Origin of the sequence: uncultured Microbacterium sp. (assembly GCF_964244775.1) — a bacterium.
Classification (GTDB): domain Bacteria; phylum Actinomycetota; class Actinomycetes; order Actinomycetales; family Microbacteriaceae; genus Microbacterium.
The window spans coordinates 16,813-40,759 of the sequence record NZ_CAXTJR010000008.1; the positions used below are offsets into that span (position 1 = coordinate 16,813).

At 66.4% G+C, this 23,947-nt stretch carries 18 protein-coding genes; 12 read left to right on the plus strand and 6 right to left on the minus strand.

The genetic code is table 11. The annotated features are described in order from the left end of the window. Positions 1–95: 95 nt before the first annotated feature. Positions 96–1,610: a sialidase family protein gene (locus tag ACFE6Z_RS12865; protein WP_375386086.1), complete on the minus strand. Its 1,515-nt coding sequence runs from the start codon at positions 1,608–1,610 to the stop codon at positions 96–98. A 282-nt stretch (positions 1,611–1,892) separates the two neighbouring features. Then, the gene (locus ACFE6Z_RS12870; RefSeq protein ID WP_375386087.1) at positions 1,893–5,408 is read right to left on the minus strand and encodes a hypothetical protein; all 3,516 of its coding nucleotides are present in this window, start codon (positions 5,406–5,408) and stop codon (positions 1,893–1,895) included. A 165-nt stretch (positions 5,409–5,573) separates the two neighbouring features. On the opposite strand from ACFE6Z_RS12870, the gene ACFE6Z_RS12875 reads away from it, so the two are divergent. Beyond that, complete coding sequence (locus ACFE6Z_RS12875) at positions 5,574–6,575, plus strand: LacI family DNA-binding transcriptional regulator (RefSeq protein WP_375386088.1); 1,002 nt, start codon at positions 5,574–5,576, stop codon at positions 6,573–6,575. A 9-nt stretch (positions 6,576–6,584) separates the two neighbouring features. Here the strand turns inward: ACFE6Z_RS12875 and ACFE6Z_RS12880 are convergent, their stop codons facing one another. Continuing rightward, complete coding sequence (locus ACFE6Z_RS12880) at positions 6,585–7,223, minus strand: pyridoxamine 5'-phosphate oxidase family protein (protein WP_375386089.1); 639 nt, start codon at positions 7,221–7,223, stop codon at positions 6,585–6,587. Positions 7,224–7,298: 75 nt separating this feature from the next. On the opposite strand from ACFE6Z_RS12880, the gene ACFE6Z_RS12885 reads away from it, so the two are divergent. The 11 genes from ACFE6Z_RS12885 (at position 7,299) to ACFE6Z_RS12935 (ending at position 20,037) form a co-directional block, all read left to right on the plus strand. Further along, positions 7,299–8,618: an extracellular solute-binding protein gene (locus tag ACFE6Z_RS12885; protein ID WP_375386090.1), complete on the plus strand. Its 1,320-nt coding sequence runs from the start codon at positions 7,299–7,301 to the stop codon at positions 8,616–8,618. 34 nt (positions 8,619–8,652) lie between these two features. Continuing rightward, the gene (locus ACFE6Z_RS12890) at positions 8,653–9,636 is read left to right on the plus strand and encodes a carbohydrate ABC transporter permease (RefSeq protein ID WP_375386091.1); all 984 of its coding nucleotides are present in this window, start codon (positions 8,653–8,655) and stop codon (positions 9,634–9,636) included. Then, positions 9,633–10,496 carry a carbohydrate ABC transporter permease gene (locus ACFE6Z_RS12895; RefSeq protein ID WP_375386092.1) on the plus strand — a complete coding sequence of 288 codons (864 nt, stop codon included), beginning with the start codon at positions 9,633–9,635 and terminating at the stop codon, positions 10,494–10,496. The genes ACFE6Z_RS12890 and ACFE6Z_RS12895 overlap by 4 nt, the downstream gene beginning before the upstream one ends. 4 nt (positions 10,497–10,500) lie before the next feature. Continuing rightward, positions 10,501–12,144, plus strand: a complete 1,644-nt coding sequence (locus tag ACFE6Z_RS12900) for a beta-N-acetylhexosaminidase (RefSeq protein ID WP_375386093.1) — start codon at positions 10,501–10,503, stop codon at positions 12,142–12,144. Between the two features lie 62 nt (positions 12,145–12,206). Further along, positions 12,207–13,331, plus strand: coding sequence for an ROK family protein (locus ACFE6Z_RS12905; protein WP_375386094.1), 1,125 nt, complete (start codon positions 12,207–12,209; stop codon positions 13,329–13,331). 178 nt (positions 13,332–13,509) lie between these two features. Next, positions 13,510–14,631 (plus strand): glycerate kinase, encoded by a 1,122-nt coding sequence (locus ACFE6Z_RS12910; protein ID WP_375386095.1) that lies wholly within the window; start codon positions 13,510–13,512, stop codon positions 14,629–14,631. Between the two features lie 111 nt (positions 14,632–14,742). Further along, on the plus strand, positions 14,743–15,483 hold the full coding sequence (locus ACFE6Z_RS12915; protein WP_375386096.1) for a ThuA domain-containing protein: 741 nt from the start codon (positions 14,743–14,745) through the stop codon (positions 15,481–15,483). Positions 15,484–15,730: 247 nt separating this feature from the next. After that, entirely contained in the window at positions 15,731–16,939 is a 1,209-nt protein-coding gene (locus tag ACFE6Z_RS12920) for a Gfo/Idh/MocA family protein (RefSeq protein WP_375386097.1), read from the plus strand. 4 nt (positions 16,940–16,943) lie between these two features. Continuing rightward, the gene (locus tag ACFE6Z_RS12925; RefSeq protein WP_375386098.1) at positions 16,944–18,116 is read left to right on the plus strand and encodes a dihydrodipicolinate synthase family protein; all 1,173 of its coding nucleotides are present in this window, start codon (positions 16,944–16,946) and stop codon (positions 18,114–18,116) included. Beyond that, the gene (locus ACFE6Z_RS12930) at positions 18,113–19,000 is read left to right on the plus strand and encodes a sugar phosphate isomerase/epimerase family protein (protein WP_375386099.1); all 888 of its coding nucleotides are present in this window, start codon (positions 18,113–18,115) and stop codon (positions 18,998–19,000) included. Before ACFE6Z_RS12925 ends, ACFE6Z_RS12930 begins: the two co-directional genes overlap by 4 nt. Then, positions 18,997–20,037 carry a LacI family DNA-binding transcriptional regulator gene (locus ACFE6Z_RS12935; protein WP_375386100.1) on the plus strand — a complete coding sequence of 347 codons (1,041 nt, stop codon included), beginning with the start codon at positions 18,997–18,999 and terminating at the stop codon, positions 20,035–20,037. Before ACFE6Z_RS12930 ends, ACFE6Z_RS12935 begins: the two co-directional genes overlap by 4 nt. A gap of 13 nt (positions 20,038–20,050) precedes the next feature. Here ACFE6Z_RS12935 and araA read toward each other — a convergent pair whose 3' ends face one another. Genes araA through ACFE6Z_RS12950 form a run of 3 tightly spaced genes read right to left on the minus strand, consistent with a single transcriptional unit; the run spans position 20,051 to position 23,882 of the window. After that, complete coding sequence (gene araA / locus ACFE6Z_RS12940; RefSeq protein ID WP_375386101.1) at positions 20,051–21,562, minus strand: L-arabinose isomerase; 1,512 nt, start codon at positions 21,560–21,562, stop codon at positions 20,051–20,053. A 20-nt stretch (positions 21,563–21,582) separates the two neighbouring features. After that, entirely contained in the window at positions 21,583–23,190 is a 1,608-nt protein-coding gene (locus ACFE6Z_RS12945; RefSeq protein ID WP_375386102.1) for a xylulokinase, read from the minus strand. Then, a complete protein-coding gene (locus tag ACFE6Z_RS12950) occupies positions 23,187–23,882 on the minus strand; it encodes an L-ribulose-5-phosphate 4-epimerase (RefSeq protein ID WP_375386103.1) in 696 nt (231 codons plus the stop codon). Before ACFE6Z_RS12950 ends, ACFE6Z_RS12945 begins: the two co-directional genes overlap by 4 nt. Positions 23,883–23,947: the final 65 nt, after the last annotated feature.

Consider the following 23,947-nt stretch of genomic DNA (forward strand, 5'->3'; position numbering starts at 1 on the left):
GCCGACGCCAACACCTCGCAATGCTGGTACGGAGTCGTTACCGTCTTGCAAGGTCAGGAGGGCCGGCGCTATAGCGACGCCGGCCCACCCTCGTTTTACGAGACTCTCAAAGACAGGTCGTCGACCCGGAATGTCGCGTTTCCGTTCAAGTACATCTGGAATCGCAACGTCTTCGTCCCGCTGTTTAGCGTGCCCGTGAGTGGGTACGTGCTCCAGGCACTCGTCGCATTGATCGTGTACGAGTCTGATTTGATCACGCCACCCGAGGAATTGAGCTGGAAGACAGTGAAGGCGATGTTGCCTGTACCACTCTCCTTAAGCGCCTTGACACTGGCGCTCACCGTGGTTTGGCCCGATGGGGTGAACGGCACATCCTGGTACACGGAGTTCGTTGCGCCGCACGTCCCTCCGCAATTGACGCTCAGGTACGGGGTGCCGTCGACCGAATTCGCCGGAAGCCGGTTCACCGCCCAGTTGGTTCCTGTGCCGGTTCGCGCATAGCTGTCGGTGTTTGCGCGCCAGAGATCGGAGTTCTTCAGCAGGTTGCCGGTCTTTTCGAGTCTGAACCAATACAGGGCGTCGGTGGTGGGTTCTGCGGTTGAACTCCGACCGTAGGTCATCCAGATGAACCCTGTCGTCGGGTCCTTAAAAAGCGAGGTGTACTGCAGATTGCAGGGCATGATGTTGCCGCCTGGCTCATTCGCGGCCCGCCCCGAGTAGAGCACGGGGTTGCCCGCCGGGATGGGTGTCCAACTCGTCGCGCTGAGACTGGTAGAGCGATAGAGCCCAAAGTCCCAGTTCTGGTTGTTGACGCAATTCAGGGTGAGGTCGGCACCCTCGATCAGTTGATAGTACTGACTGCCTTCCTTGTAGATGGAGCCGTGCCCACCGCCGATGGATTGACCGCTCGACCAGCTCTCCCGCCACGACTGAGAGTCGTTGCGGTCGAAGAATGCGTCCGTCGGAACGCCTTGCGCCGGGTCGCCCGCGATCCACGTGGTGAAATTGGTTGTCTTCGCGATGCCGCGATAGCCGTTGGTTCCATCGAATCCGTGGAAGGCTACCCAGTAGTACGTGCCGTCGAAGTCAAAGATGTCCCACGTGCCCTCGTCCCCGACGACACCAGCGGCACCTGGAATCGACACGCAGTCGTCCGTGGGCTGGTTGCAGATCTGGTCCCATAGTTGTCCTGATGTGACCTTCGCTGTCGCGGCGGGCGTGAAGGCTCCCATCGGACTCGCCCCGCTACGTTCTGCGTAGCATCCTTTCCAGCTCGTCCCGTCGTAGCACTGGAACATCAGGACCCACTTGTTCGCCGCGCTGTTGTAGTAGGGTGCCCCGTCCGTCGCCATGCACGAGTAAGGAGTTCCCGCCGTGTGATTGACGACCTGGGTCGGTGCCGACCACGACGCGCCCTGATCGGTCGACGAGCGCACGACGATACCCAAAGAGCAGAACACGGCCGTCTTGGAACGGCTGAACAGATACCACGTTCCTCCGGCGGATACGCGGACGCTCGAACCCTCGAAGTAGCCCGGGGTTCCTGTGGAAGTCTGGCTGTCCCGGCGCTGATACACCCACTCGGCATTGCCCGCCCAGTAGTCGGCCATCGTGGCAGTTACGCCGCTGCCAACTGCCGCTTCGGCATGCTCGGACGGGCTTAGTGCTACGACTCCGGTCATACACGTGAGAACGGCGGCCAGCATGAGCGCGAGAAGTTTGCTGCGCGAACGCCGCGTGGGGCGAGGAGGTGACTGGTGAGACATTAGACTCCTTCGTCGGATGAAACAACGATGTTTCATTCGTAACCCTATCCGCTCCCCGTGACATTAGGAAGCGCAGGAATGCCACCCCTGAACCACCGCGACAGAGCGACCCGGACGGGTTGCTTCCTACCCGCGGGTTCCCAGCCCCATCGACTTCGCTTCGAACGGCGCAAGGTCGACAGTCACGGCGCCGGAATCATCTACCTCGAGCGGCGAGATCTCGTCTTCCGTCGGCGTCAGCAGCACGGCCTTCACATCGCCTGCCGTTCGCAACGCCGCAGGGATCTGCACGATCACGCGCGCCGGTCGACCGGCAGTCTCGAGCGCGCGGATGGTCAGTGAAGATGCGTTCCTCCCCGCGAACACCGACACGACGGCGTTCTCCGGACTATCGACGTCGATCAGAGATCCGGTCGCTGCGAGTGGCCGGGGCGACTTATCGCCACGGTCGTTCTGCAGCAGTGTCGAGGCGAGCCCCGGGGTGCGCAGCGCGCGCCCGAGCTTCGCGGCCGCCGCAGAGTCGAGGTCGGCCGAAGGTCGGAAGGCGTAGCGCAGAGCGATGCGGCCCTGTTGGCTCGAGGCCGTGTTCGTAAACCAGTAGTTGTTCATCACCCACGACAGGATCGAGCCGTTGGCGGCGTGGAATCGGGTCGGCCAGGTCGCCCGCACGATGTCGGATGAGCTGAAGAGCGGTGCGTCGGCTGACGCCCATGCCACGCTCACGTCGGGCGACGACACCGTGACCGCGTTCTGCACGGTGAACCACTCGTTGCAGGCCCCGAGATAGTGATCGCGGGATGGATCGACCCACCCCTGTTGACGGTCGTACCTGAGCGTCGGTTCATCGACGGCGAAGGGGAAGGCCACGTAGACCGACTCCTTGGCGAGGCAGGCTTCCTTCTCGAATTCCACTCGCACTTCGACGCGGTCGTCGTCGTCGAACAGATCCACCTCCACCCGGATCTCGCGCAGGGTCGGACCGCTGCCCGTCGTCGTGATCGACCAACCCCATGGAGTTCTTGCGGCATTCTGCAACGAGAGGGCCCCACGGTCGACGGTGATCTGCGCCGGAGGCAGCAGGGGGTCGTAGTCGTACAGACTGTTCGTCTCGGTGCCCAGGCCGCGAAGCTCGGCGCTTCCGCCGCCCGCCGCGTAAAGCACGTCGCCGAGCCGCCACGGCACGTCGGCATCGAGCACTTCGCGATCGAGGCCCTTGTGGCGAAGGGACCGGATGGCGCCGGTGTCCGGATCGACATCGACGAGGTAGTGCGCGGTTCCCTCCTCGCGGAGCTGGCGGAGCGCCGATTCGACAGCATCCCGATCCAGAGCGATGGCCGGCTCGGCATCGTGAGCGAAGACGGCGAGCGGAGAGTGCCCGTGCGATGCCGACAGCATCCGATAGCCGAAGGCAGGAACGTCTTTCACCCGCACGCGAACCCGACGCAGCCCGTCGAACGCGCTGAGCATCTGCAGCGGCAGATCCTCCCCATCGCTGTCAGTGATCGTCGCATCGAGGGCGATCTCGATCTCGATCCAGACGTCTCGCGCCCAGCTGAGCGGGTTGACGACGAGGATCGCGGGCAGCCCGGCGACCGAGATCTGATCGGCGAGCTGACTGAGCGCGCGATCCAGCTCATCCTGCGCGAGCCGCGAGCCGTGGGCGATCTTCTCCACCGTCCACTCGAGCAACCGCCGTTCTTTGTCAGACCGGGCGTGCGCCGTCGACGTGTCGGCCGTCCACGTATGCTCCGACCCCATGATCACGCAGGCCCACGCCTCGTCGAGGCGCCTGATGTCGGGCACGGCCGCCTCGATGCCGATCGCCGCGAGAGCAGAGATGGTCTCGGCGGCGGGCAGCAGCGCCTGCGACCGCCGATTCACTGCGGTCGAGATGGCCTGCGTGCCCACCCCGTCTTCCCAGAAGCTTCCGCCGTCGCCGGTCCAGAGCGGCAGGTCATCCCGCAGTGGCCGAACCGCATCGAAATACTCCTCAGCTGTCGAGAACGTGATCTGCGGCCAGGCGTAACTGCGCTCCCAGCGGGCGACGAGATCGACGTAACCACCGCCGAGGTCCTCGTTGTCGGCATTCGTGCCGACCAGCGGAAAGTGGGTCGGCAGATAGTCGTCGCGCTCGTACCTGCGCAGGGTTTCGACGAGCCCCTGCGCAATGCCGACCGTGGTGGCGGGGTCTGCGCAGGTGAACCTGAGCTGCGTGTAGCAGTCACTGAAGAACGACAGCACCGTACTGCCGTCCGGGCCCTGCCAGCGCACCGGACTGAGCAGGTGCAGCGCATCGCTGTCGGCGGTTCCACCCCGCGTGTGATTGGACATGGCGAGAAACCCGTCGATGCCCTCCGCCGACAGGATCGAGGGCAGGGCAGAGCTGTAGGTCGGCACGTCCGTGACGTTGGCATACGTGATCGGCACGCCGTGCTCGCGGCGGAGCGCCGCCGACGTGTACATCGCACGATAGAGATCTTCGAGGCCGGCGACGCCGGTGAGCAGCTCGACCGAGAACGCGTTGAGGCCGAGTGTGCCGTCCCGCAGCGCGTCGAGCAGCTGGCCGAACCGGCCCGGTGTGCGGGTGCGCGCATATTCTTCGACGATCAACGAGCCGTCGATCGCGAACCGGTAGTCGGGCTCGCGCTCGGTCAGGGCGAGCGCCTTGTCGAGGTTGCGGCTGTGCAGCTCGATGACCCTCGCCTGCAGGTCGGTGTACCCCACATCCAGGTGCACGTGGGGCAGCAGGTGCACAGTCCACTTTCGGGCGGGAGTGCAGTCATGGTTGCTCTCGGTCACGCCGGTGGGTGTGGCGACGCGCACCCGCACCTCGAACGCCCCGGCTGGGTCTGGCACGCTGAGTCGCCAGCGGATGTCGCCGAACACGTAGCCCGCTACTGCCGGCATCCAATGCGCTTCGATCGGCCCATCGGCACTCACGCTGACGCCACCCAGCGGCCCGACATCGCGCACGACGACATCCACCAGTTCTCGAAGCTCGCCATCCTCGGCCTGGACGTACAGCGGCAGCGGCTCGACCGAGACGATCGGGTCGACGGGGGTGCCGCTCGTCGCACGCAGCGCCAACCGGTGCCAGACGAGTGTGCTGCCGAACCAGTGGCCAAGATCGGGGCGTACTTGCGCCACGAGTTCGGCCGGGTCTGCCGGCTCGAGCGAGATCGTCGTGACGTCGATGCGGTTTATGCCGTCGCGAAGAAGCGACGCCGGAATCGTGATCGACCGGCTCACCACCCCGGCGGTGGGGTTCGGCGGCATCGGTGCGTGGGCGCGGTCGGTCCGCGACTGAAGCATGAGCGCGAGGCCGTCGCTCCCGTTGACCGTGATTCGAAGGTCAGGGCACGGACCGCTCCCCCCACGCGCGTCGAGCTCGAGCACGAGATCGTGGTCGGGGCTCTCGAGCGAGAACTCCACGGACGCGGTCAGCTCTCGAAATCCGGTGCTCTCGTTGAGCGGTCCCGGGTGCACCCGGGGCCAGCCATTCTGGCCAGATGGGTCGCCGAGGCGGATAGGGGCAGCGACGCTCGCCCCGTCGACGAAGATGCCATCAACGAGCGCGGGATGCTGTCCGCCACCGCTTCCGATCTCCCAGATGTAGTCGTGTGCGCTGTCGCGTCGATGCATTGAGCAGTACTCCTGGGCGGGTGCCGTGGCACGAGATGGGGCGGCCGGGGATCAGGCCCACCGGGTGTCGATCACCCTACACACGGCCAGACAACGTTGTCTATATCAAAACTTCCGTCCTGGCTATGCTCATAGGAAATAGCCACTCATTCGTTGCGGAGGCCCATGAGCGATTCGCCCACCATGAACGATGTTGCCCGCGAGGCCAACGTCGCTCTGAAGACTGTTTCGCGCTACGTGAATGGGCAGACGAACATCAACCCGGTGCTCGCCCAGCGCATCGCCGATGCGATCGCGTCGTTGGGGTATCGCCGTAATCTCGCGGCGGCGAGCATCCGCCCCGGATGGACGAGCAAAACCCTGGGGCTCATCATCAGCGATATCTCGAACCCGTACTACTCGACCCTGTCGAAGGCGATCGAAACCTACGCCGCCGATCAAGGCTTCTTCGTCATCAGCGCGAGTTCCGACGAGATCGGCGAGAAGCACGACCGCTTCGTCGAGCGGCTGATGGAGCAACGCGTGGATGGCATCATCGTGGTTCCGCCCCGTGAACCCGGTCGAGACTGGAATACCCTGCCGGGTCCGATCCCCCCGGTCGTCTTCATCGACCGTCCCGTCGATTTCCCCCAGGCCGACATCATCCTCGCTGACAACGTCGGTGGCGCGAGGAGCGCGACCGAGGAGCTGATCTCGAACGGCGCCAAGAAGGTGGCATTCGTGGGAGACGCCCTCAGCATCTACACGATGCGGGAGCGGTACCGCGGCTATTGCGAGGCGCTCGCTGCCCGCGGCATCCCCGTGGACGACGGCATCGTGGTGTCTGCCGCCCACAGCAGTGAGGATGCTGCGGCCGCCGTGTCGCAATTGCTCGACGCCGATGTCGATGCGATCTTCGCCGCGAACAACCGTGCGTCGGTCGGCGCGCTCCTCGCCTTTCGCGAGACCGGACGACGCCTGCCGATGATCGGGTTCGACGATTTCGAGGCCGCAAAGCTGGGCGAACCCGCTGTCTCAGTGGTGAGTCAGGACATCTCCGAGATGGGCCGTAAAGCCGCTGAGATCATTTTCGAACGCATCGCCCACGCCGAGACGCCACGCCGCACCTACGTTCTACCGACCACTCTGGTTCTCCGGGGGTCTGAAATACCAGATCCAGTTCTGTAAGTTCGGCCGTCACCCGGCCGTGGGGAACTCCGGCGCCACCCACTCTCCGTCGCGGCGCTCCAGCCGCACTGAGCGACGGCCGAAGGGAGCGGGCGCAATGACCGCGAGGCCGGCCCAGACCTCCATCGCCCGGGGAACGCAGCGGATCACCGCATAGTCCTCTCCAGGGCCCTCGGGCCAGAACGCCGACCACGCCGCCTTGAACCACGGTCGCGACATCTGCGGCTCGATGCTCGCCGAACACTCGACGCTGACGCACGAGCGGCGCCGGTCGTCCTCGTAGACGAGCAAGCATGTTCCGCTTTCGACCATGTCGCGAACCTTTCGGCTTCTCGGGTCGGTTCCGAAACGGATCACACCGTCTCGATCGGGGTGGAACGGCTCGACGACTCGTGCTGATGCGACTCCGTCCGAGACCGTTACGACGACGCAATAGCGTCGTCGGCGCATGTTCGCCATCGCCCACGAATGCACCTCGGCAATGGTTCGCGGTCGTCGGCCCAGGGCCCAATGGCGATATCGCAGACCCAGCCAGCGTGCGAGCGACGCGGAGTAAAGCAAGGTCTTTGCCAATTGCGGCTCCCATTTTTCGAAATGACGAGTGGAGACGCCTGTGCGCGCGTCGCGAATGGATCTTGACAGACACATTATGAAAAGGGTTTACTTTTCGCATTACCAGCCCTCTCATGCACTTCACCGCAGAATCACACGAGGAGTTAACCCATGGCAAGGACCCACATCGCGGTCACCGCGCTCGCACTCACCGCCGTCCTGGCTCTCAGCGGCTGCTCCGGCGGCGGCTCAGCACCACAGGGCGACGGCCCGCGCCCTGTCCCCACCGCCGATGGTGCGGGCAAGACCCTCACCGTCTGGGCGATGGAGGGCGACTACCAGGACGAGACCCTGCAGGCGATCAATGACGCGTTCACCGAGCAGACCGGAGCGAAGGTCGACCTCCAGATCCAGCAGTGGGATGGCATCACGACGAAGATCAGCACCGCATTGGCCACCTCGACGCCACCCGACGTGATCGACATCGGCAACACGCAGGTGCCGGGCTATGCCGCCAAAGGGGGTCTGCTCGATCTGTCTCCGTACGCAGACGACATCAAGCAGGGCGCGACGTGGCTCGCGGGGCTGGAGGAGCCCGCGACGATCGACGGCAAGCTCTACGCCGTTGCCGGCTTCGCCGGAACTCGCGCCGTGATCTACAACAAGACGCTCTGGGCCGACGCCGGCATCACCGAGGTACCCACCACCTACGAAGAGCTGACCGCAGACCTCGACGCCATCGCGGCGAAAAGCTCTGCGGCCGACTTCTCTCCGTTCTACTACCCGGGTCAGTACTGGCAGTCGACCATCCAATTCGTGTGGGATGCCGGCGCAGAGATTGCGACTTCGTCGGATGGCACGTGGACGGGTGGTTTCTCCACCGCGGAAGGCATCAAAGGCCTGGAACGGTTCAAAGAATTCCAGAACACCTACTCTTCCGGCGCCTCCGCCACGCTCGATAACATCACGCCCGATCAGAACCAGATCTTCGCCGACGGCAAGACCGCGGCGATCCTGAGTTCCGGCGGGAGCATCGGCGGGATCCAGAAGATCAATCCTGCGATCACGCCTGACCAACTCGGGACGTTCCCTTTCCCCGGACTCTCCGGGAAAGCGCAGCCCGCCATGCTCGGCGGTTCAGTGTGGGGGATCGCCGCGAAGTCGCAGAATGCCAACCTGGCTCTGCAGTGGGCGAAGATCGCCGGCAGTCCCGACATCCAGAACAAATACGTGTTCGGCGTGGACGGCTGGATCCCGAACAGCACCGAGGCCGTGGAAGCGGCGCAAGCCTCAGGGCTGACCGAGTTGCAGGAGGGCTTCTTCGCTGCGGCGCTCAATTCCAAGGCCACCCCCGCGGCGGCCAACTGGCCGACCATCGAGGGCGACAAGAGCATCGCCGATCTGTTCGGCGCCGTGGCTTCGGGGTCAAAGAGCGTCGAAGATGCCGCGAAGGCGTTCGATGCGCACCTCGCCGATGTTCTCAACAATTGAATGAGACGTACCCGCAGCACGACGGGCCGAGGCGATGACGACCACGCTGCCTGAAGCAGCAGGTACGGCGGTGCAGCGCGAGATTCTCACGCGACCCCGCCGTACCGGCCGCCGACCGGTGCGGAGCGGGCAGGGTGCGCGGGCGCCGCTGTGGCTGCTCTCTCCGGCCGGCGTGGTCATGGGCTTGGTGACGATCCTCCCCATCGTGCTGCTCGTACTCCTCTCGCTCACCGACTATGACCAGCGTTCACTCTTCATCGGCGCGTTCTCGGTCGTGGGACTCGAGAACTACGCGGATATCTTCACCGAGCCGGAGTTCTGGTGGTCGCTGGGCAGGACCGTCGCCTTCACGGTGGCGATGGTCGTAGGGAGCGTGGTCATCGGGATGGGCGCCGCGCATCTCATGACCCGACTGGGCAATGTCATGCGCTACGTCATGACGATTGTGCTCATCTGCGCGTGGGCGATGCCGAACGTCGCGTCCTCCTTGGTGTGGAACTGGCTCTTTCAGCCGGGCTATGGCGTCATGAACTGGCTCATCACCCAGCTGCGCGTCTTCGGTGACTTCACCGACGTGGCGTGGTCGGAGAGCCCGTTCCTCGCGTTCCTGAGCATCTGGGCGTTGATCGTGTGGCAAGCAGTGCCGTTCATCGCCCTCACCCTGTACGCCGCCGAGATTCAGGTGCCGGCCGAGTACCACGAGGCCGCCCGTCTCGACGGCGCGGGCGATTGGGCGATCTATCGCCAGATCACCCTGGTCTTCTTGCGCCCGACGCTGCTGCTGATCACCATCCTGTCGATCATCTGGGACTACAACGTGTTCAATCAGATCTGGCTCATCTCCGAGGGCGGTCCCGACAGCGCGACCACGACGCTCGGCATCTACACGTACAAGACCGCTTTCGTCGGCTTCGAGCTCGGCAACGGCGCTGCGGTCTCGGTCGTCACGACGCTGATCCTGCTCGTGCTGACGGCGTTCTACATCCGCAACCTGCTGCGATCGGGGGAAGACCTGTGAGCGCGAATCTCTCGCGTGCCGTCACCCCTCGACGCCGGCGCGCGCCGCGGTGGGCATCGAACTCGATCGCGATCGCGTTCTGCATCGTGTGGATCTTCCCCGTCTATTGGATGATCAACACCGCGTTCAAGCCGCGGAGCGAGATCCTCACCCCGACGCCGCTGTTCGTGCCGACGCATCCTTCGATCGAGAACTTCATCGTCGCCGTCACTCAGACCGGCTTCGTCACCGACCTCCGCAACAGCATCGTCGTGGCGGGCGGCACGGTGATCCTCTCGATCGCCCTCGGGTTCTTCGCTGCGGCGGCGGTCAGCCGATTCCGTTTCCGCGGTCGCCGCACGATCATGGTCGTCATCCTGGCGGTGCAGATGCTGCCCGGCACGGCGCTGCTCATCCCGACATTTCTCCTGTTCAACGCCGCGGGGCTCCTGGGCAACTTCTTCGGGCTGATGCTCGCCTACGTCGCCGCCGTCCTGCCCTTCTCGATCTGGGTGATGCGCGGGTTCTTCCTCGCCGTCCCGAAGGAGATCGAAGAGGCCGCCATGGTGGACGGTGCGAACACCTGGGTCATCCTGACTCGGGTCCTCTTCCCGCTGGTCGCGCCCGGTGTGATCGCGACCAGCATCTTCGCCTTCATCGCCGCATGGAACGACTACCTCGTCGCCTACACGTTCATGAAAGACCAGGCGATGTACACGCTGCCGGTCTGGCTGGCGTCGTTCACGACGCCGACGACCGGCACGGACGTGGGCGGTCAGATGGCCGGTTCGGTGCTGTTCTCACTGCCCGTGATCATCTTCTTCCTGATCATCCAACGCAACCTGGTCGCCGGCATGTCGGCCGGCGCCGTGAAGGGCTGAACGAATGCTCCTCCCCCGTGCGCGCACTGCTGCCATTGGTGCCGCTCGCGACACCGCTCTTGACGCCGCCACGCCCGGATTCCGCCTCGAGCCCGGCGCATCGATCCGCGCCGCGGGCGCGCTCGTGCCGGTCGCGGGGTGGCTTCAGGACCGATTGCGCCCTTCGACCGGCTTCTCGCTGCCGATCGACGAGGCGGGTGCCGTGCGGCTCGAGATCGCTCCCGATCTGGGTGTGGAGGCCTACCGGCTGAGCGTCGACGAAAGCGGAGTGACGATAGCCGGAGGGAGCCCCGCGGGAGTCTTCTACGGATGCCAGAGTCTGCTGCAGCTGCTTCCCGCCGACGTGCATCGCCGGGGGCGTGTGCGCGCGGCGCCCTGGATCATCCCCGCCGTCGAGGTCGCGGACGAGCCCCGCTACGCGTGGCGCGGAACGATGCTCGACGTTGCACGCCACTTCCTCCCGAAGCACGACGTCCTGCGCTTCCTCGACCTCATGGCGATGCACAAGCTGAATCGCCTGCACCTCCACCTCACCGACGACCAGGGGTGGCGCATCCAGATCCTCCGCTATCCCCGGCTCACCGAGATCGGCGCGTGGCGCCACGAGAGTCCCATCGGCGCCGACCGCTCAGGGCCGCACGACGGGCGACCGCACGGCGGCTACTACACGCAGGACGACATCCGTGAGATCGTCGACTACGCCGCAGCACGCTTCATCACCGTCATCCCCGAGATCGAGTCGCCCGGGCACGTGCAGGCTGCGATCGCGGCCTACCCCGAGCTCGGGATGAGCGATGAACCGCTGCCGGTGTGGACGGAGTGGGGCATCAACGGCAACGTGCTCAACGCGGAGGAGTCGACGGTCGACTTCTTCCTGGGCGTGTTCGACGAAGTGATGGACCTCTTCCCGGGGCCGTGGGTCGGCGTCGGCGGCGACGAGTGCCCCCGCGATCAATGGGCCGCGAACGCTCGAGTGCAGGAGCGGATGCGTGATCTCGGCCTGGTGGATCCGGGCGACGTGCAGTCGTGGTTCGTCGCGCGCCTCGCCGCGCACATCGGCGCGCGGGGGCGACGGATCTTCGGATGGGACGAGCTGCTGGAGGGAGACCTCGCGGAGGGAGCCGTCGTGGCGTCGTGGCGCGGGATGACGGGAGCCTCCGTCGCGGCTCGCCGCGGAGTGGATGTCGTCTCCTGCCCGGATGACGTGACCTATCTCGACTATCGGCAGTCCGAAGACCCCGATGAGCCGATCCCCGTATCGATCCCGCTGACGGTGCGCGACGCCTACAGCTTCGACCCGATGCCGGCCGGCCTCGATGCCGAGCAAGCCACGCACATCCTGGGCGGTCAGGCGAACATCTGGACCGAGTACATCGACTCGCCTCGCACGCTCGACTACTTCTCCTTCCCCCGTCTGTGCGCGATCGCCGAAGTGCTGTGGTCAGGTGCGGAGGGCGACGTCGAAGAGTTCCTTGCCCGCCTCGAGGTCGAGCACCTGCCCCGCCTGCGCGCTTTCGGTGTCGAGTATCGTGACGCCGCGGGTCCTCGGCCGTGGCAACGGCGGCCCGGGATACCCGGCCGGCCGCAGACTCGCCAGGAGCGGGCAGAGCACATCTCCGAACTCGTCGCCGCACTGAGCGATGGGTGAGCCCGCGCACGCAAGGATGGGAACATGCCCCTGATCACCGTCAGGCGCGGACAGGAGATCGGATGAGCCGCTTCGTCGGCAGCGGCGGCGCCGGGCTGCGCGACTTGAACTCCCGACAAGTGCTCACGGCGCTGCACGGGCAGAGCGAGACGCTGACCGTCTCCGACCTGAGCGGCGCAGTGGGGCTCACGCGGCCCACCGTCGAAACCGTACTCGGCGAGCTGATCGCCGCAGGATGGGTCGTGGAGGGGGCGGCCGAACGGACGCCTGGCCGTGCGGGCAGGCGCGCGCGCCGATTTCGTTTCAACTCCGGTGCCGGTCAGCTGATGGGCATCGATATCGGTCCCCACGCGATCACGTGCCTGATCTCTGATCTCGTGGGTGCGATCGTGCACTCCGAGGAGGTTTCGTACGAGGACCACGGGGATGCTGAGACCGCCTGGCAGACCATCCGCGCGGTCGTCGACCGGGCTTTGGGTGCGACGAACGCCGACCGGCTGCTCGCCACGACCGTCGGGTTGCCGGCGATCGTCGGTCCTGGCGGAGCCATCGGCTACTCGGTCGTGGTGCCGGGATGGCTGCGCGCCGGCATCCCCGCACTGATCGCGACGGAATTCCCCTCCGAGACCACGTTCTTCGACAACGATGTGAAGCTCGCCACGCTCGCGGAGGCCGAGTGGGGTGCCCTCGCAGGCATCGAGCACGCCATCTTCCTGCTGGCCGGGCGCCAGATCGGCACCGGCATCGTCGTGAACCGCCACCTCGCTCGCGGGGCCCACGGAGCGGCCGGAGAGATCGGCGGCCTCGAGCACGTGGACTGGGCACTCGCACCCAGGCACCTGCGGGATGCCTTCGATCCGGCCCCACCCATCGAGGAGATCTTCCTGCGGGCGGCACAGGGCGATCCGGTCGCGGCCGGCGCCGTCGCGGTGTTCGCCCACGACATCGCGGAAGGCGTGGCGGCGGCGGCGCTCACGATCGATCCCGAGGTGATCGTGATCGCCGGCGAAGCCGCGCTCGCCGGCAGCGCTTTCATCGATCCGCTCCGGCGCGCGCTGTCCACTCTCTGCCTGTCGACGCCGCGCCTGGAGGTGTCGTCCCTGGGGCCACGGGCCGTCGCGCTGGGCGCGCTCGCCCGCTCGCTGGATCATGTTCGCAGCACAGTGCTGGAACTCCCCCGCTCCTGACCCGGAGACTCGGTTCGAACGGCGTTTGCGGACGGCCGTCGCGCATGAAACACTAAGGAAGACGCGGGCGGAAAGCGCTTGCCCATCGTCATGATCGTGGAACGGACAGCCTCATGCATGCCGCACTTCATGATCGACGGCCACGTCATTCCTCCGCCGCGTCGGTCGGCAGCCATCCATGAAGATCGTTCTCGCTCCCGATAGCTTCAAGGGGTCGCTGGGTGCTGCCGACGTTGCCGCCGCGCTCGCCGATGGCTGGCGCACGGTCGACAGCACGGCCCAGATCGTGACGCGACCGATGGCCGACGGCGGCGAAGGAACCCTCGACGCGTTCGCCGCCGCGATTCCCGGCAGCATCCGAATGCCGATCTCCGTCACAGGCCCGCACGGCCGTCCCGTGGCGGCATCCTGGCTTCTCCTCGCACCGAGCGACGACGCTCCGGCCGGCACCGCCATCGTCGAGCTCGCCTCCACCTCCGGCATCGAGCTGCTGAGCGGCAGCCTCCTTCCGCTCGACGCGCATTCGGGCGGTTTCGGCGAGGCGATCGTCGCAGCGCTCGACCACGGGGTCTCCCGCCTGGTGCTGGGCATCGGCAGCAGCTCGTCGACGGATGCGGGCACCGGAATGCTGACCGCACTCGGCGCCAGATTCAGGGATGCTGTGGGCGCGACCATTCCTCTCGGAGCGCGCGGTCTCGATGCGATCGAGACCGCCGACCTCTCGGGCCTGCGGGCGATTCCGGAGGGCGGAGTGATCGTGCTGACCGACGTCACCAACCCGATGCTCGGCGCATCCGGATCCGCGGCGGTCTTCGGGCCGCAGAAGGGCCTGGACAGGGAGGCGGTCATCGCGGCCGACGCGGGACTGGCCCGGGTTGCGTCATTGCTTCCGGCCGACCCCGAGACGCCCGGTGCCGGCGCGGCCGGCGGTGTGGGCTTCGGTCTGCTCGCGTGGGGTGCACAGCTCGTTCCCGGCGCCGCCGCGGTCGCAGAGCTCGTCGATCTGCGCGAGGCGCTCGTCGCAGCATCCGTCGTCGTGACCGGTGAAGGCTCGTTCGACGGGCAATCCGCCGCGGGCAAGGCTCCCACCCATGTCGCCAGGGTGGCCGCTGAGGAGGGCGTGCCGGTCGCTCTCATCGCAGGACGCATCGCGCCGGATTCCGACACCGCGGCATTCGCCGCATCCATCTCGCTCACCGAGCTCGCCGGGAGCACACACGCCGCCATGGCCGAGCCTTCGCGCTGGCTGCGCGAGGCCGGTGCGGCCATCGCCCGCTCGCTCACTCGGCAGCTTTCCTGAGCTCGAGACCCGCCGCGGTGTTCGTCCAAACCACGAAGAGAAGGAAGGACAGTCGCCACGGCGGAAGAAGGCGCGTCTTGCTGGAACGATCTGGCTAACATGGAGCGCATGGTGCCCGAGCTCACTACGGTGCGCCACGCGCCGGCACAGCGGCGCCGCGTGCCGGATGGGGAGAGGGCTGATTTGCGAATCGTCGTCGCGACAGGATCGGGCCGCTATGCCGATCCCTGGCACCCGTTCGAAGCGACTTCTGAGCTCGTCGCCTCGATCCTCTCCGATGATGGCGCGGAGGTGTCCGTGAACACGGACGTCGACGACGCTCTGCAGAGGCTGGAGGGCATCGATGTGCTCGTCGTGAACGCGGGAGACCCGTGGCGACACGACTCACATCCCGCGCCCGTGCCGCCGGAGTCGGTCGCCGGTCTGGACGCCGCTCTTGCGCGCGGGATCGGTATCGTCTCACTGCACAGCGCGGTGTCTTCTCTGCGCGATTATGCGGCGTGGGCGCCCGCCATCGGGGCGGTGTGGGTACCTACGGTATCGATGCACCCGCCCTTCGGTGAAACCCGCATTCGCGTGCTCGAGCACGAAGCGACCGAGGGGATGGCCGACTTCGAAGTGAGCGACGAGCGGTACTGCTTCTTGCAGTCGCTGGGAGAAAGCCAGGTCGTCGCCGAGCACCGCCACGATGACAGGGCCTTCCCGACGGCGTGGACTCGGCGCCATGGTAGGTCTCGGGTCTCCTGCAGTCTGCTCGGCCATGACGAGCGCTCGTATGAATCGGCGGGCCATCGCGAACTGCTGAAGCGTCTGACCAGGTGGAGCGGCCGGGGCCATCACCGATCCGAGTAACCGCCTGCTGGCGGCTTGACCCGGTGATCGAGCACGATCCGATACATCGGATGTTTCACTGTCAAGCGGGACACGAAGACCTCGAATTGTGATCTAGACGCTGATTGAGCGGATGATTCGACGTTCTCGGCAGCCACCCGCATCTCACCGCCGCCGCGAGACGTTCGCCACGAATCAAATTTGGCGGACGCACCCGAGTCGTGCAAGAGTGGTCGGAAAGCGTTTACCAAGTCAAAGGATACAGTTCATGACGCACGTCGACGGTCCCGCAGCAACCAGGCTCGTTCCTGAGCCGAGCACCCCGGTGACACGGGAGATCGGCATCATCATGAATGGCGTATCGGGGCGGATGGGGTACCGCCAGCATCTGGTCCGCTCGATCCTCGCGATACGTGCGCAGGGCGGCGTCGTGCTGCCAGACGGTTCGCGCGTCACGGTCAAGCCGATCCTGGTAGGCCGCAACGAGGCCAAGCTCGCCGAGCTCGCAGCCCTGCACGGCATCGAGGAATACACGAGTGATCTGGATGCTGCTCTGGCCGACCCGCGGTGGGAGATCTACGCCGACTTCCTGGTGACGAAGGCCAGGGCATCCGCGCTCCGCAGGGCCATCGCGGCCGGCAAGACGATCTATACCGAGAAGCCCACCGCAGAGACGGCGGCCGAGGCTTTGGAGCTGGCTGAGCTCGCCGCAGAGGCGGGGGTCAAAACGGGTGTGGTTCACGACAAGCTCTACCTCCCGGGACTGCAGAAGCTCAAGCGCCTCATCGACTCCGGCTTCTTCGGCCGCATCCTCTCGGTGCGGGGCGAGTTCGGCTATTGGGTCTTCGAGGGCGATTGGCAGCCGGCCCAGCGGCCGAGTTGGAACTACCGGACCGAGGACGGTGGCGGGATCATCGTCGACATGTTCCCGCATTGGAACTACGTGCTCGAGAACCTGTTCGGCAAGGTGAGGACCGTCTACGCGCAGGCCTCTACGCACATCCCCACCCGCTGGGACGAGACTGGCGAACCGTACGCGGCCACCGCCGAAGACGCGGCCTACGGAATCTTCGAGCTCGAGGGCGACATCGTCGCGCAGATAAATTCGAGCTGGACCGTCCGGGTCAACCGCGACGAACTCGTCGAATTCCATGTCGACGGAACCCACGGCTCGGCCGTGGTGGGGCTGTTCGGCGCGAAGATCCAGCACCGCAATGCAACTCCCAAGCCGGTGTGGAACCCCGATCTCGCGGACGACCACGACTACGACGCCGACTGGGCTGAGCTGCCCGTGAACGACGTCTTCCAGAACGGATTCAAGCAGCAGTGGGAGGAATTCCTGATCTCCTACGTCGAGGGCACCCCGTACGAGTTCGACCTGCTCTCCGGCGCCCGCGGTGTGCTGTTGGCCGAAGCCGGACTCGAGTCCAGCCGTAGCGGGCGCAAGGTCGAGATCCGCACCCTGACGTTGGAGTGACACCGTGACCGCGCTGACCCTGGTGACCGCTGACGGCGCCACATCGACATCCGAGCTGGCCGACGCGCCATCGCTCACCAAGCCGAGCGCTCCGTTGCGCAGCCGGCAGGCGTATGCGGCAGCGCACGTCGTTCCGAGGGTCTGGGCGGACAACACTCCCGGACAACCCGCCGAGATCGATTGGGATGCGACGCTCGCGTTCCGCCGCTCGGTCTACTCGTGGGGGCTCGGGGTCGCTGACGCGATGGACACCGCCCAGCGCAACATGGGGCTGGATGCCGCCGCCACGCGCGAGCTCATCGCCCGCAGTGCCGAGGTCGCGCGCGAAGAGGGCGGGTCGGTGGTGGTCGGTGTCAACACCGACCACATCGATCAGGATCACATCGGCCTGGACTCGATCGTCGATGCCTATAAGGAGCAGCTGCACTTCACCGAGGACCAGGGTGCCGGGCCTGTGCTCATGGCATCGCGCCACCTCGCTCGCGCCGCAGAATCCGCCGAGGACTACCGCCGCGTTTATCGCGAGGTGCTGGCGACGGCGACGACACCGGTCGTGCTGCACTGGCTCGGCACGGCATTCGATCCGTCGCTGGCCGGCTATTTCGGCTCCACCGATTGGGAAGCAGCATCCGGCGTGCTTCTCGAGATCATCGGCGAGCATGCCGACAAGATCGCCGGCGTCAAGATGAGCTTGCTGGATGCTGCCGCCGAGGTGTCCGTGCGTGAGCGTCTTCCCGCCGGCGTTCGCATGTACACCGGCGACGACTTCAACTACGTGAGTCTGATCGGCGGTGACTCCATCGGAGACGGCGACGGCCACTCGGATGCGCTGCTGGGTGCGTTCGCCGCGATCACCCCGGTCGCCTCCGCGGCGATCCAGGCCCTCGACGCGGGCGACCCCGAGCGCTATGTCGCACTGCTCGGCCCGACCGAGGTGCTGAGCCGCCATGTGTTCGCTGCGCCGACGTTCTACTACAAGACGGGCGTTGCGTTCCTGTCCTGGCTCAACGGGCATCAAACGGCGTTCCAGATGGTCGGTGGCCTGCACTCGGCACGCAGCCTCCCGCACCTGTCGCGGATCGTCGAGCTTGCCAACGCCGCGAACGCGCTCGAGCAGCCCGAGCTCGCCGCGCACCGATGGCATGGGATGCTGCGCCTGAACGGAGTCGACGCATGACCGCCCCCGACTCTCGCCTGTCGATCAACCAGGCGACGATCAAGCACGCCGACCTCGCGGCGGCCCTTCGAGTGACGGTCGAGGCCGGTGTCGAGGCGATCGGCCTCTGGCGGGAGCCGGTGCAAGAGGTCGGCCTCGCGACGGCCGCCACGTTGCTCGCCGACTCGGGCTTGCGCTTCACGACCCACTGCCGCGGGGGTTTCTTCACCCTGCCGGAGGGGCTTGCCCGACGGGCCGCGATCGACGACAACCGTCTCGCGATCGAAGAGGCTGCGACTCTCGCCGCCGCGGCAGCCGAGGGGTCGACCGCCGTCCTCGTGCTGGTCGCCGGGGGCCTTCCAGACGGATCACGCGACCTGATCGGGGCGCGCGAGCGCGTGCGGGATGCGATCGGCGAACTGGTCCCGGATGCCGCCGCGGCAGGTGTCACGCTTGCGATCGAGCCGCTGCATCCGATGTACGCGTCGGACCGCGCTGTCGTCTCCACGCTCGGTCAAGCGCTCGATATCGCGGCGGATTTCGATCCGGCCGCCGTTGGTGTCGCCGTCGACACGTTCCACATCTGGTGGGACCCTGATGTGCTGAATCAGATCGCCCGTGCCGGACGCGACGGCCGGATCGCCACCTATCAGGTCTGCGATTGGCGCACCCCGCTGCCTGCGGACGTGCTGCTGGCCCGTCACTATCCTGGCGACGGCGTCATCGACTTCGCCTCGCTCACCCGCGCAGTGTCGGACGCCGGTTACCGGGGCGACATCGAGGTCGAGATCTTCAACGAGCGGATCTGGGCAGACGCGCCCGCGAACGTCGTGCGGCGCACTGCGGAGACATTCGGATCGACGATCTCTCCGCACCTCCCCGCGAAACCGGGTTCCACCCCGTGAGCGGCATCGCGAGCGGCAGGGCACGGACCTCAGCGCCGACCCTTCACGATGTCGCTCGCGCCGCGGGGGTCTCACTCGCGACGGCATCCCGCGTGCTGAACGGGTCGACACGCAACGTTGCAGAGTCCTACCGTGAGCGAGTCGAAGCGGCCGCCGCCGAACTCGGGTACACCGCCAATCTCTCTGCCCAAGCAACCGCACGCGGCACGTCGGAGATCATCGCGCTCTTGGTCGCCGACATCGCCGACCCGTACTTCGCGCAGATCGCCGCAGGCGTGGCTCGCGGTGCCGACGAGGCTGGGCTGGTGATGACGATCGCGGTCACCGAACGCGATCCGGAGCGGGAAGCGCGGCTCGTCCGCGCCTTGCGCGGCCAGCAGCCACGAGGGCTCATTCTCGCCGCGTCTCGGACCTCCGAGTCGATGCATCCCTCGATCCGGACAGATGTCGACGCATTGGCAGCCGCGGGAGCTCGAACCGTAGCCCTCGGCCGCGGGGCCGATCGCCTGCGCTCGGTGCTGATCGACAACGCCCGAGGCGCACGCGACCTGGGTCGCGCACTCGGAACCTACGGGTACCGGCGGGCGATCGTGCTTGCCGCCGGCGAGGGAATACTGACCTCGGACGATCGCTCCGCCGGGTTCGCCGAAGGCTTCGCCGACGCCGGCGGCGTGGTGCTCAAGGTCTATCGCGGCGGATTCACGCGCGAGTCCGGAGCCTCGCTGATGACGCAAGCGCTCACCGACGGCATCCAGCCGGGCACGCTGGTCTTCGCGATCAGCGACCTCGTCGCGATCGGAGCGATGTCGGCGGTGCGAGACGCAGGGCGGGACGTGGGCAGCGACATCGCGGTCTGCGGTTTCGACGACATCCCCGCGGGACGCGATGTGACCCCCGCGCTGACAACCGTCAGCGTCCCTCTCGATCAGGTCGGGTACAGCGCCCTTCGCGCTGCCGTGGACGAGGAGTGGGATGCCGCAGCGAGCCCCCTTGCACTGAGCGTGCTGCTGCGCGGGAGCACTCCGCTGCTGCCCTGACCTGCCCGCGCGGTCAGAGGCCCTGCGCGAGTCGGTAGTAGGCCTGGTTCCAGCGCAGTTCCTGCCGGAACTGCCTCAGGGTGGTCGCGGCGTCGATGGTGACCAGTTCGGTCTGCGCGATCTCGGCGAAGTCCCGGAAGACGTCGAGGCCGACGGCGGTGGTCATCACCGTGTGGTGGGCGGCACCCGCCGTGAGCCAGCACGCGGCGCTGGTGGCGAAGTCGGGCTGCGGCTTCCAGATGGCGCGACCGACCGGAAGTTTGGGAAGGTCGGGGGCTTCGACGTTTTCCACGACGTTGGCGACGAGTCGGAAACGATCGCGCATGTCGGTCATCGCCACCACGAGAGCGGGGCCGGGGTCGGCGGTGAAGACGAGCCGAGCCGGATCGTCTTTGCCGCCGATGCCGAGCGGGTGAACCTCGAGGCGCGGCTTCGCGGTCGTCAGCGACGGTGACACCTCGAGCATGTGCGCACCGAGGATGCGCTCGTCGCCCGGCACGAGGTCGTACGTGTAGTCCTCCATGAGGCTTGCTCCGCCGGGCAGCCCCGACCCCATGGCGCTCGCGATGCGCACGAGCAGGGCGGTCTTCCAATCCCCTTCGGCGCCGAAGCCGTAGCCCTCGGCCATGAGGCGCTGCACGGCGAGACCGGGCAGCTGGGTGAGGGCGCCGAGGTCTTCGAAGGACGTGGTGAATGCGCCGAAACCACCGTCTTCCAGAAATGACCGAAGCCCGACTTCGATCCCGGCCGCATCCCGCAGCGACCGGTGTCGATCGCCGCCGGGCAGCAGTTCGGCGGCCACGTCGTAGAGCTCCACGTATTCGGTGATCAGCTGGTCGACGTCCGATGTGGCTGCCGCTGACACCGCATCGGCGAGGTCATTGACGCCCCACGTGTTGACCTGAACTCCGAAGCGCAGCTCTGCCTCGGTCTTATCACCCTCGGTGACCGCGACGTAGCGCATGTTGTCACCGAACCGCGCGAGCTTCAGAGACCGGGAAGCCGCCCAGCCAGCCGCCGCGCGCTGCCAGTTCTCGACCTGCTGCAGCACGGCGGGGTTGGACACGTGGCCGACGACGGTCTTGCGCGCGACCCCCAGACGCGTCTGGATGTAACCGAACTCCCGATCTCCGTGCGCGGCCTGATTGAGGTTCATGAAGTCGAAGTCGATCTCCGCCCACGGCAGTTCCAGGTTCGCCTGGGTATGCAGGTGCAGCAGCGGTTTCTGCAGAGCATCCAGGCCCGCGATCCACATTTTCGCGGGGCTGAAGGTGTGCATCCACGCGATCAGCCCGATGACGTGGTCGTGGCCGTTCGCCTCGAGAGCCAGGCGACGGATGCTGGCCGGGTCTTTCAGCACAGGCTTCCAGACCACGCGGACCGGGAGCCCTGCGAGCCCCTCGACCACTCGCTGAGATTGTTCGGCGACTTGGCGAAGCGTCTCGTCGCCGTACAGATCCTGACTGCCCGTGACGAACCACACCTCGTAGTCTTCGAGGGTCGTGCTCAGGGGAGTGCGTCTCATGTCGTCCTCGTTCGGTGGTGTCAGATCGCGGTCACCGCGGCGGCCTCGACTGCCAGCCCGGCGCGGTAGGTATCCAGGTAGGCGGCGAAGCCGGCGACGTCTTCAGGGTCGGGGGCGACCACGGCTATGTCGGCACTGGCGAACACGCGCTCGCGCAAGTAGGTGTCGAGATCGGTCACGGTCGTCGCCGACAGATACGAAGCGAGCACCGCCGCTCCCCATGCCCCGCCCTCGGATGCCGCCTTGCCGACCGCGACGGGAACGTCGAGCGCTCCGGCGAGCAGTCGCTGGGCGACCCCGCGAGTGCGGAACATCCCTCCGTGGGCGAACATCCGGTCGAGGCGCACCTCTTCACCGGCGAGTACTCGCATGCCGAGCGCGAGGGTGCCGAACACGGCGTACAGCTGGGCGCGCATGAAGTTGGGCAGCGTGAATCTGCTTTCCGGAGTGCGCACGAAAAGCGGCCGACCCTCGTCGAGACCGACGAGGGGCTCCCCCGCCAAATAGTTGAACGCCAGCAACCCTCCCGCGTCCGCTTCGCCGTCGAGAGCCTCACGAAAGAGCGTGTCGAATGCCGCGTCGTCATCGATCGGTGCCCCGGCCGCACGCGCGAACCGGGTGAAGAGGCTCACCCACGCGGCCAATTCGCTCGCGCCGTTGTTGCAGTGCACCATCGCCACGAGGTGCCCCGCGGGGGTCGTCACGAGGTCGAGTTCGGGATGCGTGCGCAACAGAGGATGCTCGAGCACCACCATCGCGAAGATGCTCGTGCCGGCACTGACATTTCCCGTGCGGGGCGCGACCGAATTCGTCGCGACCATTCCGGTTCCGGCATCCCCCTCGGGCGGACACATCGGGATGCCGGGACGCAACGCCCCCGATCGATCGAGCAGCGCTGCACCACTTGCCGTCAGAGTTCCCGCGGCGCTGCCGGCGACGAGCACCTCGGGTAGAAGGTGCGCCGCCGTGAACCCGGGAGCACGGTCGCCCACGAGCCGATCGAACCGCTGCAACAATGTCGCGTCGTAGTCTCTCGTCTCGATGTCGATCGGGAACATACCCGATGCGTCGCCGATGCCCAGCACCCGACGGCCCGTGAGCTGCCAGTGGACGTAGCCGGCCAGCGTCGTCATATGCCGCACGTTCGGCACGTGCGGCTCGTCGTCGAGCACGGCCTGGTACAAGTGCGCGATCGACCAGCGCAAAGGGATGTTCACGCCGAACGCTTCAGACAATTCGGCTGCCGCTGGGCCCGTGGTGGTGTTGCGCCACGTGCGGAACGGCACCAGAAGCTCGTCATTCTCGTCGAGAGCGAGATAGCCATGCATCATGGCCGAGACCCCGATCGCCCCGAACGTCTCAGGGGCCACTCCGTGGCGCCGGACCACGTCAGCGACCATCTCCGCATAGCCGCCCTGCACCGCCGACCACACATCATCCAACGAGTAGGTCCACCTGCGGTCGATGAACCGGTTCTCCCAGTCGTGGCCGCCCTCCGCCAAGACGGTCGCCTGATCGTCGTCGGAGATCAGACAGACCTTGACGCGCGTAGATCCCAACTCGATTCCGAGCGCCGTGCGCCCCGCGCGAATCGCTTCGTGCTCGCGTGATGGCCCCGACGTGCTCATCGGCGATCGTCCCCCGCCTGCCCGTACACGTTCTGGTAGCGGGAGAACAGGACGTCGATCTCCCGCTGCGGAATGGGGATGAGCGGGCCTCCCTCGCGTGCGAGATGAACCGTACGGGCCACGTCTTCCACCATGACGGCAGCCTTGACGGCATCCCTGGGCGTGACGCCGACGGTGAATGGGCCGTGATTGCGCATCAGCACGGCGCGTGAGCGATGACCCGACAGGGTCTCGACGATGCCCCGCCCAATCGAGTCGTCGCCGATGATGGCGAACGGACCCACCGGCACGGGTCCGCCGAACTCGTCCGCCATCGCGGTGATGACGCAGGGGATCTCCTCGCCACGCGCCGCCCATGCCACGGCGTAGGTCGAGTGGGTGTGGACGATACCACCCACCTCAGGCATATTCCGATAGACGTATGCGTGCGCGGCGTTGTCGCTGGACGGACTCCGATCGCTGCCTGCCGAGCCCGCGACGACGCGACCATCGAGGTCGCACAGGATCATGTCGGAGGGGGCGAGGTCGTCGTACGACACACCTGAGGGCTTGATCACATACAGATTCGCTCCCGGAACACGACCGGACACATTTCCGCCGGTCCACACGACCAGGTTGTAGCGAACGAGTTCAGCGTGGAGGCGCGCGACATCCTCACGAACGCCGAGAATCGCCGCGTCGACGTCCTCCATCCGAACCTCCGAGATCTCATCTGAACATCAAGATGTTACCGGTAACACCTAGACGAAGTCCAGGA